This window comes from Thauera aminoaromatica (assembly GCF_000021765.1).
Classification (GTDB): Bacteria; Pseudomonadota; Gammaproteobacteria; order Burkholderiales; family Rhodocyclaceae; genus Thauera; species Thauera aminoaromatica.
This window is the reverse complement of sequence record NC_011662.2, coordinates 1-21010: the sequence shown is the minus strand read 5'-3', so window position 1 is coordinate 21010 and position 21010 is coordinate 1. Positions and strand designations below refer to the sequence as shown.

Sequence of the window (21010 nt, the reverse complement as noted above, 5' to 3'; positions counted from 1 at the left end):
TTCTGCAAGCGTTTTCTTGCGCGCCACTCTGAAACTGTAAATTTATTCAGGCATTTTTATGGCCCGTCCGATCGATCGAGATCCGTCGGATCCATCGGTCCCGCTCTGGTTAAGCCAGGGGCGTCGCACGGCCGAGATCGCCGAAGAAGGCGCGCGGGCAGGCTTGTCGAGCAACGCCGTGGCCGAGCAGATCCAGGTGGCGGTCCAGTTGCCTGCGCACCGCGCGCGCGAACATGAGCGCGCCTTCCGGTTCTTGATGGCGCACTACCCTGCCTACGTCGCAGAAAAGAAGGTCGACGCGAACTTTGTGGCTGTGAGTCAGCTTCACTCCCTGTATCGCCTCGATCGCGCCAAAGCGGCTGAACTGGCGCCGGGTGTTCTCTCGGGCGAAATCAAGGCAGCGGCCTTGCGAGGCGTGATCGACAGCGTGCTCGCATCTCAGGGCACGGGGGATCGGACACGCGTGTTTGAGTCAAAGCGCCGCGTCGCGGATTTTGTGTCGGACGCTACGGAGCGGTTGATCGCCAATCCGGCGCTCCTCGGAATCGGGCCCGTCGACGAGGTGCGGGAGTTTCGTGTCGGTCCGCGATTCGCGCCAGACCTGGCGATGCGTCAAGGACAGCGTTGGATCGCGGTCGAGATCAGTACGGCAAGCGCATCAATGCCGCCGCACCAGGTGGGTCGTTACCTCGGGCGTCTGGCGCAGCTCGAGCAGAAGTACGATCGCGCCATCTTGGTGTTGCCCCACGATCGAGGTGATATCGCGGATATGGTGCGGCGATTCCAAGACGAGTGGATCGGGCGAGAGGCTGAGGTCATGCTGCTGGAGCGTTCGGCCGAGCAGGAAGAGGCATAGCGCGCTCGCTGCGTTGCCCCCTAGTTCTCCTCGGACCGAGGCTTCTGCAGCTCAGCAATGAGCTGTGCACGCGCGACGGGATCACGCGGCACCAGCCCATACCAAGAATCGAAAACGAGCAAAGTCCCGTCGAAGGGCGCATAGATGCGGGAAGTCGGAGCGCGGTCGATGGGCGCAGGAGTCTTGGTCGGGGTTTGCGGCTCAGGGACGTCCGCCGCCTGTGCTCGTTCCATTGCTCGCTCGGGCAAATGGAGCCAGCGCCGGATGCCGGGATCGTGGACGAGACGATCGGTAAGCTGCTCGATTGTCCATCCCCGGCGCTGCAGTCGATAGGCCAGCGAGAGGTCAAGTTCGAGGGTCGGGATCCCCACACGGATGATCTCGTCGAGCTTCTTGGGCTCGCAGCGATGCGTTACGGTCACCTCGACATGTAGGGTTGCCGTCTCGGACCAGAGCACCACGTCGGGGCGCAGGCCCGGCCAGGGGATGTCATCCGGCAACGTCGCGTGTTCGAATGGCGTCGGTTTGTCCCGTCCGGGTTCGACGAGGCGTCGCTCGTCCGCCACGATCTGCTTGGCCATCCGATGGAGCGCGGTTTCGGCGCCGGTGGTGCAGCTCTCTCCTTGGTGCGCGAAGTGATGCATGCGCACAGCGCCCTTCCTGGCGACAAGTGGACTTCCGCACTCCGGGCATTCGCAATTGCAGGCGAGTCCCTGCTCCACCTCGTCGATGCCGCGCATCCGCCCTGTGTGGTCAAGCCCGAAGTCGAGCCCATGATGCATCCCTTCAGACATGGTCGGCCTCCGCTTCGAGCTCGCTCACGACGGCCGCGCGGAACTGACGGAAGACGACCCAGTTGTTGTACTCGCTGTTCCAGTGGCCACGATTGCGGCAGATCGGTTCGACGAGCGCACGCACGTGCTCGGCGGGCCGGTGGTACACGGCGAGATCGCCAGAGGGGAGCCAGCGGAGCGTGACGCGCTCGCCGGCGATGTGTAGAACGAGGGTTTCCAGCATGACCTTCTCCTGACTTGAACGGAGAGGTCAGGTTAGGTACGCAAACCCGCGTGGTTGCTGGATCCGGACGGTCTGGAACCGGTTGGCGGACGGTTCGCTGTTAGAATCTCGTCATGTCTGCCGGGAGCCCGATGAGCGATTTGTCCGATACCCCTCAGAGCGAGGGCGCCTGCCCGTTGCCGAAGCGCGTCGAGTTTGCGCAGTGGCTTCTGCGCTTCGTGGATCCTGACCGCAGCTCGGACTACCGCGACGCGTTCTGGGACTTACTGCGTGCACTGCTGACCCAGTACCAGGGCGATGGCAAGGACGGCATCGAGCCGAGTTCCCTCAGCACCCAGGATCTTTGGCGCTGGGCGCTCGATGGACGCGGTAAGCCATTCGATGACCTGACCAGCGAAAAGGCACGCAAGCGGGTGAATCCACACTGGTCTGCGTTGGAGCAGTCGTTCGCCGAGCTGCAGGGACGCTTCACCGACGCAGCGCGGAAGGCGGGCTTCACCGGGCTTCTGTGGCCGACCAAGGACAAGTCGGAGGGTGGGCGGTCGTCGACCTATCGTCTCGAGTGGCGTCCCTTCGGTGTGAGCACCGCGCTCCCTACCCTGCCAGCGGACTACGAAAAGCAGCCCTTTGTGCTTCGGTACCGTGAGGACCGGTCGAGTCTGCGGTTCTCGCTCCTCGGGCGACTGTTTCTGTGGCCGCTGCTGTTCCGCCGCCACGGCGATGCGAGCATGCGCATCGATGGCGTGCGGCGCTATGTCCCGGCGGTCGGTCTGGGGTTGATGATCCTGCTCGCGGGGCTGCCGGTCGTCATTGTATTGTTGCAACTGGGCAAGGGCGTGCTCGAGTGGGGATGGATCGCCGTCGCGGCCGTCTTCTTCTGGTTTCCGCTCCGGCCCCTGATGCGGCTCTACGATCGATTCATCATCATGGCCTCGCCGCTCTTCTATCCGTTCTCGGAGAAGGAGTGCCAGGTCGAACTGGTCCGGGACCCTGAAGCAGCGGTGCCGCCAGGGAGGCAGCGCGGTTACAACCTGCGCCTGGTGCGGTATGTGGCGGATTGCCCGCTGTGTGGCGGCAACGTGTCGCTACGGGATGGCGGGCTTGGCCAGTTCAACCGGCTGGTCGGGTGCTGTGACGAGGAGCCTGGGGAGCACGTTTTCAGTTTTGATCGGAAGCTGCGGGCGGGGCACTGGCTCCGAAGTCGTTGGTGACAGCAGGTCGGCCGGAGCGGCCAGCACGCCGTATGGCCGCATACGACCATTGCTGGCGCGCAAACAAATATCTTGCACTGCAACCCACAGTCCCGCGTACTCAGACGTTACTCAAATCCTCGTCCTCTTCTGCAGTCATAGCAGGACTAACGTGCTTCCCTTTCTGCCCATAATTTCGCCTCGCCGACATAAGAACCCTCGAAAGTTCTCGACGCAAGTCTCCTTCCCGCTCTGCCATCACGTTGTTGCACCACTGAGCAGGAAGGCCTCTTCTTTGGCTTTCCGCTAGCAGAGGCGCGAGGCAATTGTGCATATGGGTATAAAAGTGGGATACACGCTGCACTCTCAGCCTGGTACGCATGACCGTATTCCGCTCTGCTTCAATCTTATGGCTCAAATCTCGCAGGGCGTGCCAAATCTTCGGGTCGGCTATATACGTATCGAACATCATATTTTCGATGAACGTAAAGTTCGCGATCAGCTCTCGGACTACGAAGCCACCCAAACGCGAAGGAACAAAACTAGACGCGATCGTTGCCTCTCCATGGTTGGCCGTAAAGAGAAAACGGTATTTACAAAGATCAGATAGGATGCGCGATGTATATCCGTCTCCAAAACCAATCTTTCTAATGTTCTCGCAAATAGCCGCCCCGTCAATTGTTAACGGCGGTCGATTTCCGCACAAATCTGGCGTCCACCCTCGACACGGCACAGCATGACCTTGATCTCGTGAGCGGATAGCAAGCGGCTTGCTGGATGGGGTCAGGGGCGTTGGAAGGCGCCCGTAGGGCGACTGGAAACGCCCCTGACCACGGCGCGCCGATGGCGGGCTGCCGGGGTGTTCATACGATCGGGAGGGCGTTTGGCGCCCGGGTGGCCGATGCGCGCACAATCGGGATCGGCCTGTGGCAACGCAGGCGCGACACCGGCTCAAACCGCCAAGTCATCCCCAGTGTCGCGCCCCACACCCGCGCAAGCCTGCGCGGTCGTTGCGCCCGTAGTCTTTCACGAAGTGGGCGCTTGCGTCGAGTCTCCCATGGGCCCCGAGGCCCATGGAGTCGACCGGACGACGCTATCTGTGTGCCGCGTGCCGCGCGGCGGTGCTGATCTGCAGCCACTGCGATCGGGGGCAGCGCTATTGCACCGACGGCTGCGCCCAGCGCGCCCGCGCGGCCTCGCTGCGGGCGGCCGGCGCGCGCTACCAGGCCAGCTTTGCGGGGCGCCTGGCGCACGCCCAACGCCAGCGCCGCTACCGCGCGCGACGCCAGGAAGTGACGCATCAGGGTTCCCCACCGCCGGCCCCGCCTGTTGAAGTGAGGACCGCGCCGACCGTGCCCGAATCCGTACCCGAGTCCCTATCGCCTGCGAGCGGGCAGTGCCCCCTGTGCCACCGTGTGCTGTCCCCGTTCGTGCGTCAGGACTTCCTGCACTCCTCGGTGCGTCGTCCCTGTCCTCGATCCGAACGGAGTCCGACCCACCATGGCCCTGTCCCCTGAACACGAGGCGCAGATCCTGCGCTACCACCATGCCGAGCGCTGGCGCATCGGCACCATCGCCGCGCAGCTCGGGCTGCACCGCGACACCGTCGCGCGCGTGCTCACCCAGGCCGGGCTGCCCCGGCACGGCGCGGTGCAGCGCGCCTCGGCGATCGACCCCTATCTGCCCTTCCTCCATGAGACGCTCGCCCAGTTTCCGCGCCTCACCGCCGCACGGCTCTACGACATGGTGCGCGCGCGCGGTTACCCGGGGCGCCCCGATCACTTCCGCCACCTGATCGCCCGCCACCGCCCGCGCCCGAGCGCCGAGGCCTACCTGCGGCTACGCACCCTGCCCGGCGAGCAGGCCCAGGTCGACTGGGGGCACTTCGGGCACCTGACGATCGGGCGCGCGCGCCGTCCGCTGATGGCCTTCGTGATGGTGCTGTCGTGGTCGCGCCAGCTCTACCTGCACTTCTTCCTCGATGCGCGCATGGAGAACTTCCTGCGCGGTCACGTCGGCGCCTTCGCGCGCTGGGGCGCCGTGCCGCGCATCGCCCTGTACGACAATCTGAAGAGCGCCGTCCTCGAGCGCTGCGGCAACGCGATCCGCTTCCATCCGAGCTTGCTCGCGCTCGCCGGCCACTACCGCTTCGAGCCGCGCCCGGTGGCGGTGGCGCGCGGCAACGAGAAGGGACGCGTCGAGCGCGCGATCCGCTACGTGCGCGAGGCCTTCTTCGCCGGGCGCCCCTTCGTCGATCTGGACGACCTGAACGCGCAGGCCCAGGCCTGGTGCGAGGGCGCCGCCGGCGAGCGGCGTTGCCCCGACGACCCATCGATCACGGTGACCGAGGCCTTCGGGATGGAGCGCGAGCGCCTGCTCGCGCTGCCCGAGGCGCCGTTTCCGACCGACGAGGTGCGCGCGGTGTCGGCGGGCAAGACCCCTTACGTGCGCTTCGATCTGAACGACTACTCGATCCCCCACACCCATGTGCGGCGCACCCTCACCGTGTGCGCCGACCCGCTCCGGGTGCGCATCCTCGACGGCCAGGACGTCATCGCCACCCATGCGCGCAGCTACGACCGCCGCCAGCAGATCGAGTGTGCCGCGCACCTCGAGGCGCTCGTCGCGCACAAGCACGCGGCCAGCGCCCACCGCGCCACCGACCGCCTGACGGCGGCCGTGCCCGCCTGTCAGGCGCTGCTCGCCCAGGCCGCCGAGCGCGGTGAGCCGCTCGCGCGCACCACGCGCGCGCTCACCGATCTGCTCGATCGCTACGGCGCGAGCGAACTGGCCGCCGCCGTCGACGAGGCGCTCGCACGCGGCGTGCCGCACCCCAACGCGGTGCGCATGGCGCTCGAGCGCCGGCGCGAGGCGCCCCCGCCGCTGGGTGTGCCGCTGCCCGCGCATCTGAAGACGCGCGACGTCACCGTACGCGCCCATTCCTTGGCGGGCTACGACCGCCTGCTGGAGGACGATCATGACGACGCCTGAACCGCTGCTCGCGCGCGCCCGCGCGCTGCAACTGCATGGCGTGGTGAGCCACTGGGACGCGTGCGCCCAGGCCCCGTGGATCGCCCCGCTCATCGAGTGGGAGGAGACCGAGCGCAGCCGGCGCTCGCTCGAGCGCCGGCTGCGCTGCGCGCACATCGGCCGCTTCAAGCCGCTGGCCGACTTCGACTGGCGCTGGCCCGAGCAGTGCGACCCCGCCGCCGTCGCCGAGCTGATGACGCTCGCCTTCCTCGAGACCGCCACCAACGCCATCCTGGTCGGCCCCTCCGGGCTGGGCAAGACCACGATCGCGCAGAACATCGCCCATCAGGCGGTGCTGCGCGGGCAGACCGTGCTCTTCACCACCGCCGGTCAGCTCCTGGGTGAGCTCGCCGCGCTCGACTCCGACTCGGCGCTGCGCCGCCGTCTGCGCCACTACGCCAGCCCCACGCTGCTGGTGATCGACGAGGTCGGCTACCTCTCGTACTCGAACCGCCACGCCGATCTGCTCTTCGAGCTCATCAGCCGTCGCCACGAGAAAAAGAGCACCCTCATCACCACCAACAAGTCCTTTGCCGAGTGGTCCGAGGTGTTCCCCAACGCCGCCTGCGTGGTGGCGCTCATCGACCGCCTGGTCCATCACGCCGAGATCATCGCCCTCAAGGGCCAGTCCTGGCGCCACAAGGAAGCCCAGGAGCGCGCTGCCACCAACGCCCGCAAACGCAAATCCGCAAGGAGTCCCGCATGAACACCTACCACCCGCCGTCCGGGCTGCTGCGCGGGCTCGATCTGCTCATCGACGCCGACTGGACGCCCGCGCAGGCCCGGGCCGTGATCGAGCTGCTCGACGATCTGCGCGAGCGCATCTGGGCGCATTACGAGCGCGTGCTGTTCGAGCACTACCGCCAGGATCACCTCACGCAGGCCGAACTGCCGTTCGACGATCCGTCGTTCTGATCGACCAACCCCACCCGAGACAACGAGGGCCGACGCGCGCGGCCCTCGTCCCGTTTACGGCCCCGGCGTCGCCCGCTCGACACCGCCGTTTAACGACGCCAGATTTGTACGGAATCAGGCAGCCGGCAACATCAATAAATCTAAAACCGTTCTCGCTCGCGTATGCCACAATTGCAGACAAGACATACAGGCGCAGCATTTGAGCCTGATTGACTCCAATTCTAGAGTCAAATGGGTTCCCGATTGGAGAGAAGTCTTCTGTATAGACTGTTCTTGTGCCAAGGATGATTGCACGAAATGCTTCGTGGCGCGGGAGAACATATTTACCGGTTCTACGGTGGTACTCGATAGCCTTGCCTGGATTTGTGTAGCCTCGCTCCAAAAACTCTCGAGTCATCCTTAGCGCAAGTCGAACATCATCAGTCGCAAGGACCTCGATGCGTGTTCCGATTTCGGTTCCCAGCACGGAACCTTGCAATAAGTCGACAATTTGAGAGATATCTTCGACGCGCACTCTTGCCCCATTTTCAGCAATAAAATCTCCTCTCTTGCCCGCCGCAAGGTGTTTGACTAACGCAAATCGCTTCGAGAGGACCGACGCGATCCGTGGCGGATCTATTTGAACGGCTTCAAAGTCAAATGCGTCAATTGACGGTGAGTTTCTGTGCCGCGCAAAGGTCCCCTGCCTCAAGGCTAAGACTAAGTTTAACGACAAGCTACGTGAGATTGCGAGCGCTTCAGTGAATAACTTTGATTGAATATCCTCGTCTTCGATCTGATCCACGTTGTCTATCGCAAGGAAGAATGCGGAATGTTTCGTCGCGTATCTGAGAATACGGTCAACATAAGGTCGTATAGACTGATAGTCCGAAAATATCTTATCCGCTATACGCTCGTTAACTTTCTCCTGCGATCCGGACATTGCCGCCAATGGCCCTGAGCGCAGCGCCTTTATCTCATCCGCGTATGCGTTTTTTATGCACTTATCCCAGTCCTGCAAGAATGGGTCTTGATTGATATATTCTCGTAGCGAGCTATATATGAAGTCGGTGGCTGTTATGTTAGGTGAATTGGTAAGAAAGTCTAGATGCAACCAGTGAGGATAGGGGCGTGCCGCATCTTGCGTGAACACTTCCTTAAGACGCACCTTCCGCATGTAGTGAAGAAACGTCGTTTTTCCTGCCCCAACGGTGCCAAGCAAGAGAATCGCGAGTGGCTTTCTACTTGCGCTAGACGATTGCTGGATCTTTGCGAATAATTGTTCAGCGTCGCTAGATTTCATGGGCCGAAGCACGGTGCCGCTCACGAGCTGCTGACGCCGACCGACATGCATGCGAATCTTATGGTCGAATTTGATAGACTCTGGAGTAGCCACATAGCAGCGCTCGAACGACTCATCGTTCAGATCAACGATTGAGTCTGAGAACGATGTCATTACCTCGTTTTCGATAAGAGGGAAAACAGGGTTGCTCAGAGTTTGGCGAGCGTTTGTTGAGAAAAAGCTACCAAGTTTTCTGTTCTCTACCTGATTCTCGGTTCGTCCAAGAAGGTTTGTTTCCAGGCTGCCAGAAATGACTGAGTCTCGGCTCAAGAGATCGAAGAACTCTTGATAACTTTCGTTCAGTGCGTCATCGAGTGACCAGAAAACGAGCGCTGTGGATTCATGAAATTTGACTTGGTCGTGCCGTTGCGCTGGGAAGATCGCCCAAGTTGAGCCGTTAGTCGCGACTGCGAAATCAATCGACAACTTGCGAGCGTAATCTCGTGCTTGAACTATTGCTGTTCCGAGTTCGCTTTGAAGAAATGCGTTAGAGAGCTTTACGCGTCGATTTCCTGCGTGTGCCGCAAACGCGGCACCTGCCTTCTTTGCTTCGACCACGATTGCTGTATTCGCAGTCCGCAGAATATAGTCAGCGTAAGTGGTTAAACCATCCTCCGTAACATGCTCTTCGGGTGAGATGTCTTCGTCGAGCCAACCGAGAATCTCACGCAACACTCTGTCAATGACTCTTAGACGCGTTGCTGCCTCGTTCGCGTCATGTAAAACGAGGCTCGCATATGCCTGAAGGAGAGTTTGGGTTGGTGTAGTAATCATGAGCTAGCTTGATTTCTAGATTCTGTAGATGTTTATGGCATGACTGCGCGCATTCGAAGTTACCTGTCTCGTATCGTTCGATGCCTATGGCGCGCGGCGTAAATCCCGGGATTATTCTGCTGACGATGCCCCTTTCGGTCGTCTGGTCAGGTTGGAAAATCGCTGAAACTGACCAACCGGATCATTCTTCTCTGATTGGCCTATTAGGGGTGCGTTCGCGACCGAAGTGATTAGCGTGCAGATCGACCTCTTCGGGCTAGTGTTTGCCGTTGAAGAACGCTGAAGCATAGATGGGTACTAATGCGCCGCAACACCAATATCCTGATACACGCTCTGCCCTGCCCCGAAATAGTTCTCGAAGATGTGGGCGTACGTCTTGGCTCGTTTATCTTTTTTCAGCTCCGGCGTGTAAGCCCCGGGCAGCCTGATGTAAAAGTCCCGGATCGTCCGCTCGACATCCGCCTTGGTCTGGGTCTTCAGCTTCCAGTCCAGCACCAGCTTCTCGGCCTTCAGTTTGGCGAGCATGTCCTTCGCCACCTTCTTCACCTCGTTCTTTTCCTTCTCGGTCAGCTCGGGCTCGGGTTGTGTCAGGAGATCGAAGATGGCCAGCTCTTCCTCGCTCAGGTTCTCGCGGGTGGCCCGCTGTTCCTCCTGGGTGAGGTTCTGGGCGAAGTGCATCAGCTCCTTGAAGAAGGCCTCCAGGTTGTGACTGGATGAGTTGTAGGACTCGATCAGCCTCTGGAACTTCTCCAGGAAGTCGATCCGGCCCTTGTTCTCGCGGACCATCGTGTCGAGCTTCTTCTCGATCTGGCCCTTCAGCTTCTCGGTCTCGGTGGCCTTCTTGCCTTCCTCGAACTTCTTCTGGAGGGCGGCGAAGTCGATCTGCGACAGGTCGATCAGGGCCTCGGCTTCCGGTCGCGCCCCGATGCGATAGCCCTCGGTGGCGATGGAGTCGTCGAGCAGCGCATCCAGGTCGTTCATCACCCCGGAGATGTCGGGTGGCGGACGCAGCGCCTTGATCATCGCCCCGAGATAGGCGACCAGCACCGAGGTCGGCGCATGGGCGTTGGCTTCCGCGTCGGGGAGGATGGCCTTGAAGGTCCGGGCGACCTGACCGGCGAGCAGCAGGTAGGCCTTGGTCTTGTCCTCGCCGGCTTCGAGGATCACGTCCATGGCCTTCTGGAGGGCTTCCAGGCGCTGCGCGGGCGGGGTGTTCACGATCCCCTTCAGGTCGATCCCGAGGCCCGTGCAGAACGATTGCGCGTCCCGCAGCAGCCCTTCCAGTTGCTCGACCAGCGCCGCCTTGTCCTTGATCGGCAGTTGCCCCGGCTGGTTGGGCTTGGCGTAGATGCGCAGGGCGTCCTGGAGGTTACGGAAGATGCCCACGTAATCGACGATGAGGCCGGCGGTCTTGCCCGGTGCGACGCGGTTCGCCCTGGCGATGGTCTGCATCAGGGTGTGGTTGCGCATCGGTTTGTCGAGGTAGAGCGTGGAGCAGGTCGGCACGTCGAAGCCGGTGATCCACATCGCGCAGACGAAGACCAGCCGCAGTTGGCCATCGGGATCCTTGAACTGCTCGTCGAGGTTCTCGCCGACCATGCGCTGGCGGTGCGGGACGATGTCGAGGCCCTTTTCCTTCAGCTCCTCGATCTCGTTCTGCGACTGCGACACCACCACGGCCATGTCGGTGGTCCGCATGACCATGATCTTGTCGGCGAGCGTCTCCTTCGCATCCCCGCTGGCGGTCTTCAGTTGCGCTTCCAGGTCGGCCAGATGCTTCTTCCAGTGCGTCTGGACCTTGTCGTACATCCGCACCGCCGTGGCCTTGTCGATGCAGACCATCATGGCCTTGCCCCGGTAGCCGCGACCGAGGAAGTGCTTCACCAGATCGGCGGCGATGGTCTCCAGGCGGTCGTCGCGGGTGATCAGGTGGTATTCGCGGGCGAACTCCCGCTCCAGCTTCTTCTCCTGCTCCTCGTAGAGCTCCGCCTCTTCCAGCAGGCGCTCGATGTCGCGGTTCAGGTTGTCGTTGATGATCTGCAGCTCGGGGGTGCGATTCTCGTAGTACAGGGGCACCGTCGCCCCGTCCTCGATGGAGCGGGCGAAGTCGTACACCGACACGTAATCGCCGAACACCTCGCGGGTGCGCTCTTCTTCGCCTGCGATCAGCGGGGTGCCGGTGAAGCCGAGGAAGGCGGCATTGGGCAGGGCGTTACGCATGTTCAGCGCGAACACGTCGTACTGGCTGCGGTGCGCCTCGTCGGTGATGACGATGATGTCGTCCCGCTCAGAAATCCTCGGGTAGGCCTCGCCCTTCTCCGTGCGGAATTTCTGGATCAGGCTGAAGACGTAGCGGTGGTCCTCGCGCAGCAGTTGCTTGAGGTTCTCGGCGCTGCTGGCCTGCACCTCGGCCCCGGTGATCGCCCCGGTGGCGGTGAAGGTCTTGTAGATCTGGTCGTCGAGTTCAGCCCGGTCGGTGACCATCACGAAGGTCCACTTGCCGGGGAGCTTCCTCAGCACCTTCTGAGTGAAGAACACCATCGACAGGCTCTTGCCGCTGCCCTGCGTGTGCCAGAAGACGCCGAGCTTCTTCGCCGCCTCGCGGTCGCCGGACTCCCGCAGCTTCACCATCTGCGCGATGGCCTTGTTCACCCCGAGGTACTGGTGGTTCTTGGCCACCTTCTTGATCAGCCCGCCTCGCGCCGTCTCGAACACGGTGAAGTTCTCGACGAGGTCGAGCAGCCGCCGCTTGTCGCACAGCCCCCGGATCGCGGTCTCCAGCGAGGTCGAGCCCGCCTCGGTCTCGTCATCGATCCGCCGCCACTCGAAGAAGTGTTCCCACGGACTGGTCAGCGTGCCGACGCGGGTCTGCGAGCCGTTCGACAGGATGATGAAGGCGTTGGGGTGGAACAGTTGCGGGACGCTCTGGCCCTTGTAGTCCTTCAGGTTGTCGTCATAGGCCGACTTCAGCGGCACATGCGGCCCCTTCAGCTCGACGAAGACCAGCGGGATGCCATTGACGAAGCCGAGCAGGTCGCAGCGGCGCTTGTACATCTCGCCCGACACCCACATCTGCTGGGCGAGGAAGAAGTCGTTGTTGTCCGGGTCGTTCCAGTCAATGACCAACAGCTCGACCGTCTGCGGGTTGCCCTCGTCGTCGGTGATTTCCACCTTCACCCGGTCGCGCAGCAGCGTGTAGAAAGCCTGGTTGGCGTTCACCGGGATCTGCTTGGAGCGGTCCTCGGTGAGCTGCTCGATGGCCTGCTCGTAGGCGGTGGCTGGGTAGCCGGGATTGATGCGCTCCAGCGCCCGCCGCAAGCGCGGCACCAGGATGACCTCGGCGGAGGACTTGCGCCCTTCCGTGCCGTCGACGCCGAAGGTTTCGTCGTAGAGGTTGGCGACCTCCCACCCCAGGGAAGCAAAACAGTCCATCGCGGGCAACTCGACGAGAACGAGTTCGCCGTAACCGGCAGTCACTTCCTTGGCGGTGAGAACGGTGGTCATGCCGCGATGGCCTCCTCAGGTTCGGGCAGGGTGGAAACGTCGAGTTCGCCGGAGATCAGCTTGGGGAGCAGGAGGTCTCGGGTAGCTCTGAGATTGGTGTGTTTCCTTTCCAAGCAGTCGATGAGATCGAACTTCGGCCCCACCAATTCCGTAAATCGCGCCATCAAGTCTCGCGGCGGCAGACAAACCGGTATTCGATTCATGTTTGCCTGTGTGATCTTCGGCTGTGCAGCTCCGGTTATGTAGCCACTTACCTTTTGCGAAGACAGTCTGAGGTAAATAAACTCAGTCGATGCATCCGGCGTTCCGCGCAAAATGTGCGTATGGTTATTCGCCCAGAATCTCCCATTGGCCAACTGAAGAACGGGAAATCCATCGGGGGTGATGACGCTACCGTCTTCTGCCATGAGGACGAATCGCCCATCAAAAATGTAATCCTCAACGTAGTCAAAGATTTTTGCAGCGCCATAGTACGGATATGGCCCCTTGAACTTCTCCCGCTGCATCTTCGATAAAGGTTTGCGCTTTCTATCGTGATTCTCGGCAACCTCTCCGATATTCGTCGCCTTCCACCCCTCCGGGATCAACCCCAGCTCAGACTCCACCATCTTCACCTGTTCATGCCCCGGAAAACGGAAGCGGACGAACCACTCCTCGTAGATTCTCCGGGCCATTTCCTCAAGGATGGCGATCCGTCGCGTGTTGTTTTCGATCAGGTCGTCGTAGGCGGACAGGATGGAGGCAATGCGGCGCTGGGTTGGGATGTCAGGAACTCTTGCAGGAACACCTTTTAGAACCGTTTGTGTGACAAGTGGCTGCGCCGCACCTCCGGCATAACGGTTGAGTTCCAGTGCTTTCAGGAGATAGTAGAAATACCCGACATCCCCGCTCTTGGGCCTTGCCACGATCGTGTTATCAGAAGCCCAGAACCGACTCTTGCAGTATGCAACCGAACCGCAGTACGCCCCCACGCGCCCGATGATGATGGAGTTTTCATACTTCCAGTCCGGTGCGCCTCCGATCAGCCCATTCGAGCCATACGCTGGATACTCTCCGTCCTGACCCGGCTTGATGGCCTTGCCATTGAAAAAATCGACGACCTCGCCAAGGGTTACATCGAAAAACTCGTTCATGCACGCCCTCAAGAGAGTAAAGCCACTGCTTGGCTACTGATTTGCTCTTGAAGCTGATCTGCCTCGCCATTCAGCCGCTCAAGCTCCTCAGCAAGAGCCTCGAATTTTTCCGCAAAGTCGAAGTCATCAGCGCCTCGATCAGCCACCCCCACATACCGCCCCGGATTCAGGCTCCACCCCTGCGCCTCGATCTCCGCCAGCGTCGCCACCTTGCACACCCCGGCGATGTCCCGATAGCCTCCCTCCGGAAACTGCTGCCGGAGCATCTCCTGGCTTCCCGCCTCGATCTCCACCGCCTCGCCGCGCCATAGCCGCACGATGTTGGCCAGAAACTCGATCTGCTCGGGCAGGAAGTCGCGGATCGCCCGGCTGACCTGCCGGTAGGTGCCGCGCGCATCGATGAACAGCACCTCATCCTTGCGCTCGCCCTTGGCCTTTGCCCTGTCGAAGAACCACAGCGTGCACGGCAGGGTGACGGTGTAGAAGAAGTTGGAGCCAACCGAGACGATCACATCCACGCCGCCGGTCTGAATCAGCTTCTTGCGGATCTCCAGCTCGGTGCCCCGCGCATCACCCGCCGAGTTGGCCATGACGAAACCGGCACGGCCGCGCTCGTTCAGCGCGGTGTAGAAGTGCTGGATCCAGAGGTAGTTGGCGTTGTCGGTGGTCGGGATCCCGAAGGGGAAGCGGGGGTCGTCCTTGACCCGTTCCTTGTCCACGCCCGAGACGTTGAACGGCGGGTTCGCCATCACGAAGTCGAACTTGCCGGTGTTGCCGACGACGGCCTTGTGCGGGTCTTCGTAGTAGGTGTTCGATTCGCGGATGTCGCCCGAGAGGCCATGCACCGCGAGGTTCATCTTGGCGAGCTTGACGGTGTCGTTCGCCTTCTCGGTGCCGTACACGGTCAGCTCCTCGGCAGCCCGCTTCTGGTGGCGGCTGACGAACTGGGCGCTCTGCACGAACATGCCGCCCGAGCCACACGCGGGGTCGAAGATCTTGCCGTGGAAGGGCTCGATGATCTCGACGATCAGTTTGACGATACTGGTCGGGGTGTAGAACACGCCGCCCTTCTGGCCTTCCGCCAGGGCGAACTTGCCGAGGAAGTATTCGTAGATCTTGCCGAAGGCATCGCCCTCGACTTCACCCAGCCCGTTCAGCACCCGCAGCAGCTCGACCAGGACGGTATTGGGGAGCCTTCCGTAGGAGCGCGGCAGAACGCCCTTCAGCTCCTCGTTCTCGGCCTCGACCGCCGCCATCGCCTCGTTGACCGCCTTGCCCAGATCCTGACCTTCGGCGAGGTCGAGTAGGTAGGAGAAGTGGGCGTTGTCGGGCAGGTACAGCGCCCCTTCGGCCTGATAGTCGAACTTCTCGATCTCGGACACACCCAGCCCGCTCTCGATCAGCTTGGCCTCGGCCTCATGGAACCGCTTCTCGGCGTAGCGCAGGAAGATCAGGCCGAGGACCGGGTTGGAGAACTCCGAGGGCTTCAGGCCGGTGTTGGCCCAGAGTTGGTCTGCTGCCGCCCACAGGCGGGTTTCAAGCTGGTTGAGGTCGAGGGACATTTCTCAGGAGTGATCAGTGGTGGTAGCAGACAGCCGGATTGTAGCGTTCGCGGGGCACGTGCATGTCATCGAGGCGGTCGCGGGCACGCTCGGGAGCCCAGTCAGGGCAAGCCTTCCCGTCGGCATCAGGTAAAGGAAAAGGGCGGGGAACCCTGCCGGATTCGCCCGCCCTTCCTGGCCGTCTGCCAATAATTGGCTAGCCATTTGCCAGTTTATGGTCGCTGCTACACAGGTGTCACACATCGATGTTCTGCGCATACAGCGCGTTGCCCTCGATGAACGCCCTGCGCGGCTCGACGTTGTCGCCCATCAGCGTGGTGAAGATCTCGTCCGCCGCGATCGCGTCGTCGATCTGCACGCGCAGCAGCCTGCGCACCGCGGGGTCCATGGTGGTCTCCCACAGCTGCTCGGGGTTCATCTCGCCCAGACCCTTGTAGCGCTGCTTGGTGATGCCGCGTTCGACGTCGGCGAGCATCCACTTGATGGCGTCGGCGAAGCGGGAGACGGTCTGGCGCTTTTCGCCGCGGCGGATCTCGGCGCCGGGGCCGATGAGGCCGGAGATGGCTTCGGCGGCGTTGCGGATGGCGCGGTAGTCGCCGGAGACGAGGAAGTCGTGCTCGACCCAGCCGAACTTGCGGTTGCCGTGGTGCAGGCGCTCGATGGTGAGGCGCCAGCCCTCGGCTTCGTCGTGGTATTCGGCGTAGATCTGCAGGCCTTCGGGCAGGTGGGGCTGGATGCGCTCGGCCGAGGCGCGGGCGGCGGCTTCGTCGTCGAGGCTGACTTCGATGTCGTGCGCCAGCATCACCTGCAGCACTTCGGGGTCGATGTAGCTGGCCAGGCGCCGGGTGACGGCTTCGGCGAGCAGGTAGGTGCGCGCCAGGCCGCCGAGGGCCTCTTCGCTGATCGGATCGGCGCCTTCGCGCGGCACCAGCACGGCGCCGTCGAGGGCGAGGCGCAGCAGGTGGTTGGAGAGCTCGCTGTCGTCCTTGATGTACATCTCGCTCTTGCCGTGCTTGATCTTGTACAGCGGCGGCTGGGCGATGTAGATGTGGCCGCGCTCGACCAGCTCGGGCATCTGGCGGTAGAAGAAGGTGAGCAGCAGGGTGCGGATGTGGGCGCCGTCGACGTCGGCGTCGGTCATCAGGATGATGCGGTGGTAGCGCAGCTTCTCGGGCTTGTAGTCGTCCTTGCCGATGCTGGTGCCGAGCGCGGTGATGAGGGTGGCGATCTCCTGGCTCTGCAGCAGCTTGTCGAAGCGCGCCTTCTCGACGTTGAGGATCTTGCCCTTGAGCGGCAGGATCGCCTGGAACTTGCGGTCGCGGCCCTGCTTGGCGGAGCCGCCTGCGGAGTCGCCCTCGACGAGGTAGAGCTCGCACAGCGCGGGGTCCTTTTCCTGGCAGTCGGCGAGCTTGCCGGGCAGGCCGACGCCGTCGAGCACGCCCTTGCGGCGCGTCATCTCGCGCGCCTTGCGGGCGGCGTCGCGGGCACGGGCGGCTTCGACGATCTTGTTGCAGATGGTCTTGGCGTCGATCGGGTTCTCGAGCAGGAAGTCGCCGAGCTTGCTGGCGACGACTTCTTCCACCGCCGGGCGGGCCTCGGACGACACCAGCTTCATCTTGGTCTGGCTGGCGAACTTGGGGTCGGGCATCTTGACCGAGAGCACGCAGGCCAGGCCTTCGCGCATGTCGTCACCGGTGATGTCGACCTTGGCCTTCTTGGCGATCTCGTTTTCTTCGATGTACTTGTTTATCACCCGCGTCATCGCCGCGCGCAGGCCGGTGAGGTGGGTGCCGCCGTCGGCCTGCGGGATGTTGTTGGTGTAGCACAGCACCTGTTCCTGGTAGCTGTCGTTCCACTGCATGGCGACCTCGACCGCGAGCTCGGCGTCGTGGCCGTGACCGGTGGGGATGCGGGTGGTGCCGGTGGCGTAGAAGACGTTGGGGTGCAGCACCGTCTTTGCGCGGTTGATGTACTCGACGAAGCCCTTGACGCCGCCGGCGAAGGCGAAGTCTTCCTCCTTGCCGGTGCGCTGGTCGATGAGGCGGATCTTGACGCCGTTGTTGAGGAAGGAGAGCTCGCGCAGGCGCTTGGCGAGGATGTCGTAGTGGTACTCGATGGTGCCGAAGATCTCCTCGTCGGCCAGGTAATGCACCTTGGTGCCGCGCTTGGTGGTCTCGCCGATGACGCGCGCCGGGCTGACCTCGACGCCATCCACGACCTCGATGACGCGGTTCTGCGGCTTGCCGCGCTCGAACTCGAGCAGGTGGCGCTTGCCGTCGCGGGCGACGGTGACGTTCATCCACTTGGACAGCGCATTCACGCAGGACACGCCCACGCCGTGCAGGCCGCCGGAGACCTTGTAGCTGTTCTGGTTGAACTTGCCGCCGGCGTGCAGCACGCACATGACGATCTCGGCGGCGCTGCGCTTGGGCTCGTGCTTGTCGTCCATCTTGACGCCGACCGGGATGCCGCGGCCGTTGTCGGTGACCGAGATCGAGTTGTCGGCGTGGATGGTGATGACGATGTCGTCGCAGTGACCGGCCAGGGCCTCGTCGATGGAGTTGTCCACGACCTCGAAGACCATGTGGTGCAGGCCGGTGCCGTCGGAGGTGTCGCCGATGTACATGCCGGGGCGCTTGCGCACCGCTTCCAGTCCTTCGAGCTGCTGGATGCTGGTTTCGTCGTAGTCTTCGTGCGCCTTGGCGGATGCGGTGGGCTGGTCTTGCGGTTCGGACATGGTCATCTCGGTGATTCGTAAAGAACGGGTGCTGCGGTGCGGCGGCTACTCAGATGCGCATCGGCATCACGACGTACTTGAACTTGTCGTTGCCGGGCAGGGTGATCAGGGCGCTGGAGTTGCCGTCGTTGAAGCGCCAGTCGACCGTCTCGGAGCTCAGGTTGTTGAGCACGTCGAGCAGGTAGGTGACGTTGAAGCCGATGTCGAGCTTGTCGCCCTGGTAGTCGATCTCGAGCTCGTCCATGGCCTCTTCCTGCTCGGCGTTGGTCGATGCGATGCGCAGCACGCCGTCCTCGAGCACCATGCGCACGCCGCGGAACTTCTCGTTGGTGAGGATGGCGGCGCGCTGCAGCGCGGACAGCAGCGGCTGGCGGGCGAAGTGGATCAGCTTGGGATGCGCGGTCGGGATCACGCGCTCGTAGTCGGGGAACTTGCCGTCGATGAGCTTGGTGACGAGCTCGATCGGGCCGAAGCGGAACACGGCCTGGTTGCCGGCGAGCAGGATCTCGAGCGGGTCGTCGCTGTCGGCGAGCTGGCGGGCAAGCTCGAGCACGGTCTTGCGCGGCAGGATGGCTTCGGTACGGGTGGCGATGGGCGCCTCGAGGTCGGACGCGGCGTAGGCGAGGCGGTGGCCGTCGGTAGCGACCATGCGCAGCTCGCCGCCGTCGGCGATCAGCAGCAGGCCGTTGAGGTAGTAGCGGATGTCCTGCTGCGCCATCGCGTAGGCCACCTGGGCGAGCTGGCGCTTGAAGGTGCGCTGGCCGATGCTCAGGTGCGCAGCGGCATCGGTGGGCGGGTTCAGGCGCGGGTAGTCGGCGGCGGGCAGGGTCTGTAGCTGGAAGCGGCTGCGTCCGGCCTTGACGGTGAGGCGCTTGTCGTCGAGCGTCAGCGAGATCTCGGCGGAGTCGGGCAGGGCGCGCAGGATGTCCTGCAGCTTGCGCGCGCCGACGGTGATCGAGGCGTCCTCGCCACCGATGTGGCCGCCGGTGGTGGTGCGGATCTGGATCTCGATGTCGGTGGCCAGCATGGTGAGCTGGTCGGCGTGCTTCTCGATCAGCACGTTCGACAGGATGGGCAGGGTGTGGCGCTTCTCGACGATGCCGGCGACCGACTGCAGCGGGGCCAGGAGCGCATCGCGGGTGGTGGTGAGCAGGAGCATGGCGTCAGATCGGGTCGATGGGTTGATCGGGAGTGTTCGATGGATGGGCGCTCAGCCGGCTCAGCCGCGCAGGACCTGGGTGAGCACGTGGACGTCGTGGTTGAGCTGGGCGTCGCCGAGGCGCAGCTCGGTGATGGTGCGGCAGGCGTGCAGCACGGTGGTGTGGTCGCGGCCGCCGAAGGCCTCGCCGATCGCCGGCAGCGACATCGGCGTGAGCTCCTTGGCCAGCCACATCGCCACCTGGCGCGGGCGTGCGATCACGCGCGTGCGCTTCTTGGAGTGCATGTCGGCGATCTTGATCTTGTAGTAGTCGGCGACGGTCTTCTGGATGTGCTCGATCGACAGCTGGCGGTTGTGCGCGTGCAGCAGGTCCTTGAGCGCCTCCTTGGCGACTTCGAGGCCGATCTGGCGGCCGTGGAAGCGTGCGTAGGCGACGACCTTGTTGAGTGCGCCCTCGAGCTCGCGCACGTTCGAGCGCAGGTTCTTGGCGATCAGGAAGGCGACATCGTCGTCGACCAGCACGCGCAGCGCCTCAGCCTTCTTCTTGAGGATGGCGACGCGCATCTCGAGCTCGGGCGGCTCGATCTGCACGGTGAGGCCCCAGTCGAAGCGCGAGATGAGGCGGTCTTCCAGGCCCTGGATGTCCTTGGGGTAGGTGTCGCAGGTGATGACGATCTGCTTGCGCGCCTCGGTGAGCGCGTTGAAGGCGTGGAAGAACTCTTCCTGGGTGCGGTTCTTGTTATTGAAGAACTGGATGTCGTCGATGATCAGCATGTCGAGCGAGCGGTAGTAGCGCTTGAAGGCGTCGAAGCTCTTCTGCTGATAGGCGCGCACCACGTCGGCGTAGTAGTCCTCGACGTGCACGTAGCGGATGACCGCGCGCGGGTTGTGACGGAACACCGCGTTGCCGATGGCGTGCACCAGGTGGGTCTTGCCCAGGCCGACGCCGCCGTAGACGAACAGCGGGTTGTAGGACGTGCCCGGGTTCTGCGCCACCTGCATGGCGGCGGCGCGGGCGAGGTCGTTGGCGCGGCCGGTGACCAGGGTGTCGAAGGTGAAGTCGGGGTTGAGTCGGGTCTTCTCGTAGGCGAGGTCGAGGCCGGAACTCGGTTCGCTGCTGTGGGAGCGGGGTGCTGCGGCACGCCGGGGGCGCACGGGCGGCTCCGCCGGCTCGGCGGCGTCCACCGTATCGAGGACTGCAGGCGCTGTTTCGGCGGTTTCGACCGCCTGGGCGGGCGTGGCCTCGATCGTCGACCTCGGCGCGCTCGCGCGCGCCGGAGCGACATCCGCCGTGGCTGCGGCGCGCGCCGGGCGTGCGGCGCCGGCCGGTGGCAGCTGCAACTCGATGGCGAGCGGGGCGCCGGCGAACTCTTCGCCGAGTTCCTCGACGCGGCGCAGGTAGCGCTCGCGCACCCATTGCAGCACGAAGCGGTTGGGCGCGATGAGCGCCCAGCCACCCTCGCCGGGTTCGGCCCGCAGGGTCTTGATCCAGGTGTTGAACTGCTGCTGGGGCAGCTCCTGTTCAAGGCGCGACAGGCAGAAGGTCCAGAAATCTTGAGTCACGGCGGGGGCTTGGATGTCGTCGGGCAGGATGGCGGGAAAGCGTGCGGCGGGTCAGGCTGCAGCGGGATTCCTGATGCGCGGCGCCTGGGGGCGCGGCCGGGTTGCTGTACGAGTCGGGGAGTGGTACCGACGGTGCACTCGAGCGGCGCACTGTGCGCGCCTCGCCCCGCGCAGCAGCGCATGGGAGCGTGGCGTCGAAAGACAGCATTCTAAACTGCGGAGGCAGACTTATCCACAGGCTCGGGCAAA

Annotated in this window: 14 protein-coding genes; 5 read left to right on the top strand and 9 right to left on the bottom strand. The window is 63.2% G+C overall.

Annotation, left to right across the window (positions count from 1 at the left end; translation table 11 throughout):
- Positions 1 to 58: 58 nt before the first annotated feature.
- Complete coding sequence (locus TMZ1T_RS00065; RefSeq protein WP_012584172.1) at positions 59 to 856, top strand: hypothetical protein; 798 nt, start codon at positions 59 to 61, stop codon at positions 854 to 856.
- Between the two features lie 20 nt (positions 857 to 876).
- Here TMZ1T_RS00065 and TMZ1T_RS00060 read toward each other — a convergent pair whose 3' ends face one another.
- Positions 877 to 1650, bottom strand: coding sequence for a competence protein CoiA family protein (locus TMZ1T_RS00060; RefSeq protein WP_012584171.1), 774 nt, complete (start codon positions 1648 to 1650; stop codon positions 877 to 879).
- Complete coding sequence (locus tag TMZ1T_RS00055; protein WP_012584170.1) at positions 1643 to 1873, bottom strand: hypothetical protein; 231 nt, start codon at positions 1871 to 1873, stop codon at positions 1643 to 1645. Before TMZ1T_RS00055 ends, TMZ1T_RS00060 begins: the two co-directional genes overlap by 8 nt.
- A gap of 131 nt (positions 1874 to 2004) precedes the next feature.
- Here TMZ1T_RS00055 and TMZ1T_RS00050 point away from each other — a divergent pair, with 131 nt between their 5' ends.
- The 4 genes from TMZ1T_RS00050 (at position 2005) to TMZ1T_RS00035 (ending at position 7008) form a co-directional block, all read left to right on the top strand.
- Entirely contained in the window at positions 2005 to 3084 is a 1080-nt protein-coding gene (locus TMZ1T_RS00050) for a hypothetical protein (RefSeq protein ID WP_012584169.1), read from the top strand.
- 1479 nt (positions 3085 to 4563) lie between these two features.
- Positions 4564 to 6054, top strand: coding sequence for an IS21 family transposase (gene istA, locus TMZ1T_RS00045; RefSeq protein ID WP_012584168.1), 1491 nt, complete (start codon positions 4564 to 4566; stop codon positions 6052 to 6054).
- A complete protein-coding gene (istB, locus tag TMZ1T_RS00040; RefSeq protein ID WP_012584167.1) occupies positions 6041 to 6799 on the top strand; it encodes an IS21-like element helper ATPase IstB in 759 nt (252 codons plus the stop codon). The genes istA and istB overlap by 14 nt, the downstream gene beginning before the upstream one ends.
- Positions 6796 to 7008 (top strand): hypothetical protein, encoded by a 213-nt coding sequence (locus tag TMZ1T_RS00035; RefSeq protein WP_012584166.1) that lies wholly within the window; start codon positions 6796 to 6798, stop codon positions 7006 to 7008. Before istB ends, TMZ1T_RS00035 begins: the two co-directional genes overlap by 4 nt.
- On the opposite strand, the gene TMZ1T_RS20345 is transcribed toward TMZ1T_RS00035, so the two are convergent.
- The 7 genes from TMZ1T_RS20345 to dnaA form a co-directional block, all read right to left on the bottom strand.
- The gene (locus tag TMZ1T_RS20345; RefSeq protein ID WP_407083910.1) at positions 6968 to 9004 is read right to left on the bottom strand and encodes a hypothetical protein; all 2037 of its coding nucleotides are present in this window, start codon (positions 9002 to 9004) and stop codon (positions 6968 to 6970) included. The two genes, TMZ1T_RS00035 and TMZ1T_RS20345, sit on opposite strands and share 41 nt — an antisense overlap.
- A gap of 396 nt (positions 9005 to 9400) precedes the next feature.
- The gene (locus TMZ1T_RS00030; protein ID WP_012584164.1) at positions 9401 to 12607 is read right to left on the bottom strand and encodes a type I restriction endonuclease subunit R; all 3207 of its coding nucleotides are present in this window, start codon (positions 12605 to 12607) and stop codon (positions 9401 to 9403) included.
- Entirely contained in the window at positions 12604 to 13740 is a 1137-nt protein-coding gene (locus TMZ1T_RS00025) for a restriction endonuclease subunit S (protein WP_012584163.1), read from the bottom strand. The genes TMZ1T_RS00030 and TMZ1T_RS00025 overlap by 4 nt, the downstream gene beginning before the upstream one ends.
- An 8-nt stretch (positions 13741 to 13748) precedes the next feature.
- Positions 13749 to 15302 (bottom strand): class I SAM-dependent DNA methyltransferase, encoded by a 1554-nt coding sequence (locus TMZ1T_RS00020; protein ID WP_012584162.1) that lies wholly within the window; start codon positions 15300 to 15302, stop codon positions 13749 to 13751.
- Positions 15303 to 15537: 235 nt separating this feature from the next.
- On the bottom strand, positions 15538 to 18039 hold the full coding sequence (gyrB, locus tag TMZ1T_RS00015; protein WP_012584161.1) for a DNA topoisomerase (ATP-hydrolyzing) subunit B: 2502 nt from the start codon (positions 18037 to 18039) through the stop codon (positions 15538 to 15540).
- Positions 18040 to 18088: 49 nt separating this feature from the next.
- Positions 18089 to 19198: a DNA polymerase III subunit beta gene (gene dnaN, locus TMZ1T_RS00010; RefSeq protein ID WP_004315516.1), complete on the bottom strand. Its 1110-nt coding sequence runs from the start codon at positions 19196 to 19198 to the stop codon at positions 18089 to 18091.
- Positions 19199 to 19258: 60 nt separating this feature from the next.
- Positions 19259 to 20761 carry a chromosomal replication initiator protein DnaA gene (dnaA, locus tag TMZ1T_RS00005; protein WP_012584160.1) on the bottom strand — a complete coding sequence of 501 codons (1503 nt, stop codon included), beginning with the start codon at positions 20759 to 20761 and terminating at the stop codon, positions 19259 to 19261.
- Between the last annotated feature and the right edge of the window lie 249 nt (positions 20762 to 21010).